At 64.4% G+C, this 6518-nt stretch carries 8 protein-coding genes; 3 read left to right on the top strand and 5 right to left on the bottom strand.

Translation table 11 applies throughout. From position 1 onward, the window contains the following. Positions 1–1295: DUF4832 domain-containing protein (locus LK539_RS19185; protein WP_227802656.1), on the top strand; the 1295-nt coding region annotated here is incomplete at its 5' end. 89 nt (positions 1296–1384) lie between these two features. Here LK539_RS19185 and LK539_RS19180 read toward each other — a convergent pair. Next, a complete protein-coding gene (locus tag LK539_RS19180) occupies positions 1385–1942 on the bottom strand; it encodes a PAS and helix-turn-helix domain-containing protein (RefSeq protein WP_227802655.1) in 558 nt (185 codons plus the stop codon). A gap of 141 nt (positions 1943–2083) precedes the next feature. On the opposite strand from LK539_RS19180, the gene LK539_RS19175 reads away from it, so the two are divergent. Together LK539_RS19175 and LK539_RS19170 are read left to right on the top strand one after the other, a co-directional pair. Further along, positions 2084–2782, top strand: a complete 699-nt coding sequence (locus tag LK539_RS19175; RefSeq protein WP_227802654.1) for a CoA transferase subunit A — start codon at positions 2084–2086, stop codon at positions 2780–2782. A 20-nt stretch (positions 2783–2802) separates the two neighbouring features. After that, entirely contained in the window at positions 2803–3453 is a 651-nt protein-coding gene (locus LK539_RS19170) for a 3-oxoacid CoA-transferase subunit B (RefSeq protein WP_227802653.1), read from the top strand. Positions 3454–3531: 78 nt separating this feature from the next. On the opposite strand, the gene LK539_RS19165 is transcribed toward LK539_RS19170, so the two are convergent. From LK539_RS19165 to LK539_RS19150, 4 genes are all read right to left on the bottom strand, one after another. Beyond that, complete coding sequence (locus tag LK539_RS19165; RefSeq protein WP_227802652.1) at positions 3532–4572, bottom strand: S41 family peptidase; 1041 nt, start codon at positions 4570–4572, stop codon at positions 3532–3534. Positions 4573–4620: 48 nt separating this feature from the next. Continuing rightward, positions 4621–4782 carry a hypothetical protein gene (locus LK539_RS19160; RefSeq protein WP_227802651.1) on the bottom strand — a complete coding sequence of 54 codons (162 nt, stop codon included), beginning with the start codon at positions 4780–4782 and terminating at the stop codon, positions 4621–4623. Between the two features lie 152 nt (positions 4783–4934). Further along, positions 4935–5297: an energy transducer TonB gene (locus tag LK539_RS19155; RefSeq protein ID WP_227802650.1), complete on the bottom strand. Its 363-nt coding sequence runs from the start codon at positions 5295–5297 to the stop codon at positions 4935–4937. After that, positions 5297–6454, bottom strand: a complete 1158-nt coding sequence (locus LK539_RS19150) for a TonB family protein (RefSeq protein ID WP_227802649.1) — start codon at positions 6452–6454, stop codon at positions 5297–5299. Before LK539_RS19150 ends, LK539_RS19155 begins: the two co-directional genes overlap by 1 nt. Between the last annotated feature and the right edge of the window lie 64 nt (positions 6455–6518).

Raw genomic sequence — 6518 nt, 5'->3', positions numbered from 1 at the left:
CGGCCGGCGCGCCGATCGCCGTCAGCTACACGGCCAACAACGCCGTCATCGCCAACCCGGAGCGCGGCTTCTATCGTCACGTCGGTTGCGAAACCCCGCTGAGCCAGAGCCAGCTGACCAACTTCCGCACCGCCGACGGCGAAACCCTGATGCTGTGCGTGTTCTACCTGCGCGAATTCGTCAATGCGCCGATCAGCCAGGCCAAGCTGAACCTGTTCCAGCAGCAGATGGACACCGTCCGCAAGGCCGGCCTGAAGGCAATCGTGCGCTTCGCCTACAACGACAATAACAACCCGGCCGACGCCAAGCCGGCGATGGTCGAGACCCACCTGACCCAGCTGGCGCCGATGCTGGCCGCCAACAAGGACATCATTAGCGTCGTCCAGGCCGGCCTGATCGGTTCGTGGGGCGAGTGGGGCAACACCCAGAACTACGGCGACAGCTACAACATGACCGCGCAGAACCAGGCCGACCGCAAGCGCGTGGTCGACAAGCTGCTGGCCGTAGTGCCGAAGGAGCGCCAGGTGCAGCTGCGTATGCCGCTGTTCAAGACCAAGCTGTACAGCCCGACTGCGCTGACCGCCCTGGAAGCCTTCAACGGCACCGCCAAGGCACGCCTGGGCCACCACAACGACTGCTTCCTGTCGAACAGCTCGGACTACGGTACCTACATCAACCCGTCGGTCGAGTACCCGTACCTGGAGGCCGAGACCAAGTACCTGGCTTCCGGCGGCGAGACCTGCGCCTACAACGCGCCGCGCAGCGCCTGCCCCAGCGCGCTCACGGAGATGGGCCGTTTCCACTGGTCCTACCTGAACCTGGACTACAACACCACCGTCCTGAACAACTGGAAGAGCCAGGGCTGCTTCACCGAAGTCGACAAGAAGCTGGGCTACCGCTTCGTGATGCAAAAGGGTTCGTTCTCGAGCACCGCCAAGCCGGGCGGCAGCTTCGTGGTCAACCTGACGCTGCAGAACCAGGGCTGGGCCGCGCCGTTCAACAGCCGCGACGTGGAACTGGTGTTCCGCAACACCGCGACCAACGCGCTGTACCGCGTCAAGCTGGCGACCGATCCGCGCCTGTGGCTGGCCAACCAGACCGTCACCATCAACCAGACCGTGACGCTGCCGGCCGACATGCCGAAGGGTTCGTACGCGCTGCTGCTGAACCTGCCTGACCCGCAGGCTTCGCTGCGCAGCCGTCCGGAGTACGCGATCCAGATGGCCAACACCAGCACCTGGGAAGCGTCGACCGGCTTCAACAAGCTGAACCACACCGTCGGTATCGCGCCGTAATCAAGGGCAAGCAAGAGCGGGCAGGGACATCCTGCCCGTGAGGGCTCGAGAGCACGTGAACCACACCGGTTCGCGTGCTTTTTTTTCGTCTAGCGTCCGCCGACCAGCTTGTTGACCAGCTCGGAAGAAGTCGATGCGGAGAACTTGCGCATCAGGCTGGCGCGGTGCATCTCCACCGTGCGCGGGCTGAGGTCGGTGTCGCGCGCGATCATCTTGCTGGTCTTGCCCTCGACCAGCAGTGCCGCGATCTCGCGCTCGCGCGGCGTCAGCTCGGCCGAGACCGGCCGCTTCTCGCTGACATCCTCGAAAGTCCAGACGCCGGCGCCCAGCGGCTGGCCCGGATCGAGCGCGCGCCCGGTGACGTGGCACCAGAACAGTTCGCCACTGGCGCGGCGCATGATGCGCTCGTCCGAATAACGTCCCTTGGCGTTCATGATCGGCACGATGCGGTCGCCCGTGCGCAGGAATTCGTCCATGGTCGGATACAGGATGCTGAACGACTGTCCCTGCAGTTGCCCCTGCGCGTACCCGAACATCCCCGCCAGTGCCCCGTTACAGGACTGGATTACCCGGTCCACCGACACGCACATGCCCACGGGTGCATGCTGAAATATCATCTCGTAATCAATGGCGTAGGATGGGTTCATCTGATCTGGATCGACTGCCGGGCGTCTCAAGCGCCGGCCCGTATTTCTACGGTATTGTTATTCGGTACAGGCTATTTTATGCTGAGAATCTACTCGGCAGTACAGAAGAGCTGTATGGCTTAACTTATAAAAGGGACGCGTATGAACAAAGTGTATCCTGATGCGAAGTCGGCGCTCGCCGGCATCGTGGCAGATGGGCAGACTATCGCCGTGGGCGGCTTCGGCCTGTGCGGCATTCCGGAAGCACTGATCGCGGCGCTGCGCGACTCCGGCGTCAAGAACCTGACGGCGATCTCGAACAACGCGGGCGTGGACGGCTTCGGCCTGGGCCAGCTGCTGGAAACCCGCCAGATCAAGAAGATGATCTCGTCCTATGTCGGCGAGAACAAGGAATTTGCCCGCCAGTTCCTGGCCGGCGAACTCGAACTCGAATTCACCCCGCAGGGCACGCTGGCCGAGAAGCTGCGCGCCGGCGGCGCCGGCATTCCGGCCTTCTTCACCAAGACCGGCTACGGCACCATCGTCGCCGAAGGCAAGGAGACCCGCGAATTCGATGGCGAACACTACGTGATGGAACGCGCCCTGGTGCCGGACGTCTCCCTGGTCAAGGCGTGGAAGGCCGACAAGGCGGGCAACCTCATCTTCCGCAAGACGGCGCGCAACTTCAACCCGAATGTGGCCGCTGCCGGCAAGGTCTGCGTCGTGGAAGTCGAAGAGCTGGTCGAGATCGGCGAGATCGATCCGGACCAGGTGCACACCCCGAGCATCTTCGTGCACCGCATCGTCCACAACCCGACGCCGGAAAAGCGCATCGAGCAGCGCACCGTGCGCGCCAACTAAGATCAGACCGGAGACAGAACATGGCATGGACTCGTGATGAAATGGCCGCGCGCGCGGCGAAGGAGCTGCAGGACGGCTTCTATGTGAACCTGGGCATCGGCCTGCCGACCCTGGTGGCGAACTACGTCCCGAACGATATCGAAGTCTTCCTGCAGTCCGAGAACGGCCTGCTGGGCATCGGCCCGTTCCCGACGGAACAAGAGGTGGACGCCGACCTGATCAACGCCGGCAAGCAGACCGTGACCGCGCTGCCGGGCTCCGCCTACTTTAGTTCTGCCGATTCCTTCGGCATGATCCGCGGCGGCAAGATCAACCTGGCGATCCTGGGTGCGATGCAGGTGTCGCAACAGGGCGACCTGGCCAACTGGATGATCCCCGGCAAGATGGTCAAGGGCATGGGCGGCGCGATGGACCTGGTCGCCGGCGTCAAGCGTGTGGTCGTGGTGATGGAACACGTCGCCACCGCCAAGGACGGTTCGACCAGTCACAAGATCCTGGAAAAATGCGACCTGCCGCTGACCGGCGTGGGCGTGGTCGACCGCATCATCACCGACCTGGGCGTCATCGACGTGACGGACAGTGGCCTGAAGCTGGTCGAACTGGCGCCGGGCGTCACCAAGGAGCAGGTGCTGGCGGCCACCGGTTGCGAGCTGGACGTGTCGGCAGTCTGAAAAAAAACCGCGGGGGCGGCCATCCGGCCCCGCGGTGTGCGTTCCCGAAGCCCGCAGTTTCTCGACTGCGGGCTTCGCTCATTTCAGCTCGTCGAGACGCTTGCGCAGCCGCTGCGCATGTTCATCGTCGCTCGGCGATTTCAGCAGCTCGGTCAGGGCCAGGCGTTCCGCCGTGCGCAGCGCATCCTCCGCATCGACCTTCACGTCCGGCACCACGCCGGTGCCTTCCCAGTTGGTCTTGCTGATCGGGTTGATCGCACGTCCCATCGGGATGAACGCCCCCAGGTGCTGGTGGATGCGGTGTACGCCGCCGGGATGGGCGCCGCCGCCCGTGGTTTCTCCGACGATCACACCGCGACGCAGCTGCTGCAGGTTGTAGCTGAATTCTTCCGCACCGGAGAAGGTCTTCTTGCTGGTCAGGACATACACCTTCTTCGATCCGCCAAATTTCTTGCCGGGCAGGTCCTCCTCAGTCCAGAAAGCATCGGTGCGATTGCCTTCGCGCCAGTACATGTTGTTCAGGTACGTACGTTTGTCGAACAGGTAGCTCGACATGAAGGCGACTGTGTGGGGATCGCCGCCGCCGTTGTGGCGCAGGTCGACGATCAGGGCATCGGTATCGGCAACCAGGTTCATCATCGCGCCGAGCGCAGGCCTGGCAGCTTTGACCGGCGCAAAGCTGCGCAGGTCGATATAGCCGATGTTGCCGGGCAGGGTTTCTACCTTGCGGATGTCGTAGTTGCGCGACTTCAGGAAGTTGCCGAATTCGTGCTCCTGCTCTGGCGTCGGTCCCTTGCTGCCGGAATCAGGCGGGATCGGCGCAGCGCGGTAGCGCACGCCCAGGTGCTTGTCATTGGTCGGTTGGCGCAGGTCCTCGGTCAGCATCGCCGCAAAGGCCGTGAGATCCGTGGCAGAGCGGTAGGCACCGCTTTGCTCGCGAGCGTTCAGGCGTTCGGCGACGAGCCTGGCCTTGTCCGGGAAAACGTAGAACTCGTTCATTTTGGCGCCGAGCTCGGCGATCACCGCTTTGCGGGTCGCTTCGTCGACCTCCGCGCTGGCATCGCAGGCGAAGGAAGCGAGCAGCGCGGGTACGAGCAGGAGTGTGCGAATCGTGGTCATGGGCTTGTGTCCAGATACGGAGGGGACAGGGCAGCGCGCGTTGACGATCTATTCCGTGCGGCCGTCGTCGGCAGCGGCCGGGGTGGGCGATCCGAGGCAGATCGCACCGATGCGCTCTTTCAGGGCTTGAATCGCGGTGGCTGGCGCTGCCCGTAAGGCCAGATTGACAGACAGGAGAATCGTTCTTGCCAGCAAGAGGAATTTTGCCATGCTATCTCCGAGTAGTTGTTTTGCCTCATAGTAGCAATCGTTCCTCCGCTCGGCAATGCAGCACGCATAATCGGCAGAAAAAGCTGGCCGTGCAGTTTTAAGAGAAGCAGGAGGAATCGTGGGGACGGCGTCCCGTCACCACGATCAGAGGACTAGCGCAGCCGCCAAGCGTACTGGACGTCCGTCCATTGCTGCGTCGCTGCGCCGGCCAGGAGGGCAGGACGGAAACTGCAGGTGGAGAGGGCGCGCAAGGCGGCCAGGTCGAGCGACTCGTCACCGCTTGAACGCCTGACCTCGGCATCCCTTACCTTGCCGTCGGCGCCAACCAGCATCGCCATCCCGACCTTGCCCTGCACGCGCTGCATCAGGGCTTCCCTGGGATAGGACGGCCTGGCACAGCTCTCCGGCAGGATCCGGGCCTGGCGTTCTGCCGGCGCCGTACTGGCGCAGCCCGACAGCGCGGCGCCGACAATCGTGGCGCCGATGCCGAACACGAGCGCTGGGCGCCGTTTCATTACTCGAGCGTCCAGACGTACTTGACGGCGGTCCACTCCTCGACCGGTTTGCCTTTGGCAGTGGCCGGCTTGAACGTGCACTTCGCCAGCGCGGTATGCGCCGCTTCATCGAGTGCCACATGGCCGGACGACTGCGTGACCTTCGACTCCTTCACCGTGCCGTCCTTCGCCACCAGGAAGCCCAGGCTGACGGTGCCGGTGTGGTTCTGCTTGATCGACTCGGCCGGGTAATTGGGCCGTTTGCAGCTACTGAAGTCGGCCACGGCCGCGGTATCGGCCTTGACCTGCTTGGCAGGCGCTGCGTGGGCAAGGCTCGCCGCGCCGATGACCAGTCCCAGTACGGGAATGGCCGCCTTCCAGTTCAACGCCTGCGTATCGGGACGGACCAATCGTGTGATGCGTGACATAAGATCTCCTCCGTTGGCCGCCTGGGCCAGGTGGTGGGTGGAAAACTGGAGTTTCTCCAGCTCGGAAAGGGCCAGGGCCAGGCGCCGCGGTTCGCCCAGTTGCCGTGCCGCGAAATCGTCGGCGATCTGTTCCCGTTCGACGCGGATGCGTCCCGAGATCCACCAGACCGCCGGATGGTAGAAGAACAGGGTTTCGACCACGTTCTGGCCAAGGTTGACCAGGTAGTCGTGGCGCTTGATGTGCGCCATTTCATGGGCGAGCAAAGCTTCCAGCAGGTGGGGCGGCATGCCCGACACCAGCGCGGCCGGCACCAGCACCACGGGGCGCCACCAGCCGGCCGTGACCGGACTGCCGAGGCGTTCCACCACGCGCAGGCGCACCGCGCGGGTGATGCCGAACTGCGCGGCGAGGCGCTCGGCGCGGGCCTGCCAGGCCGGATCCTGGCGCTCGTGCAATGCCGCGCGGCTGATCCACAGCAGGCCCGCGACCATCCGCAGCGCCATCGCCAGCGCGCACACGGCCCAGGTGCCGACGATCCAGGTGAGCTGGTCGGCCAGCAGGGCGCCCCAGCCATCGTCAACCGGCGTACCGACAACCAGGCCGGCGGCGAACAGCATCATCGCATCGCCGCGTGCGCCGCTCTCGCCCGTCAGGCGCAGCGCGAGCTCGAGGGCCGGCCAGGCCAGGCACAGGGCCAGGCCAAGGCAGGCAACCAGGTAGCGCGCCTGCGGGCGGGCATTGCGCAGCACGGTAAGAAAGAGGGGCGGTGGCGCAGCCGATCAGCGCACCCTGCCACAGGAGGTGGACCAGGGT

Origin of the sequence: Massilia sp. IC2-476 (assembly GCF_020707295.1) — a bacterium.
Taxonomy (GTDB): domain Bacteria; phylum Pseudomonadota; class Gammaproteobacteria; order Burkholderiales; family Burkholderiaceae_D; genus Telluria.
Note: the sequence above shows the minus strand (reverse complement) of the source record. Positions and strands in the feature narration are given on the sequence as shown.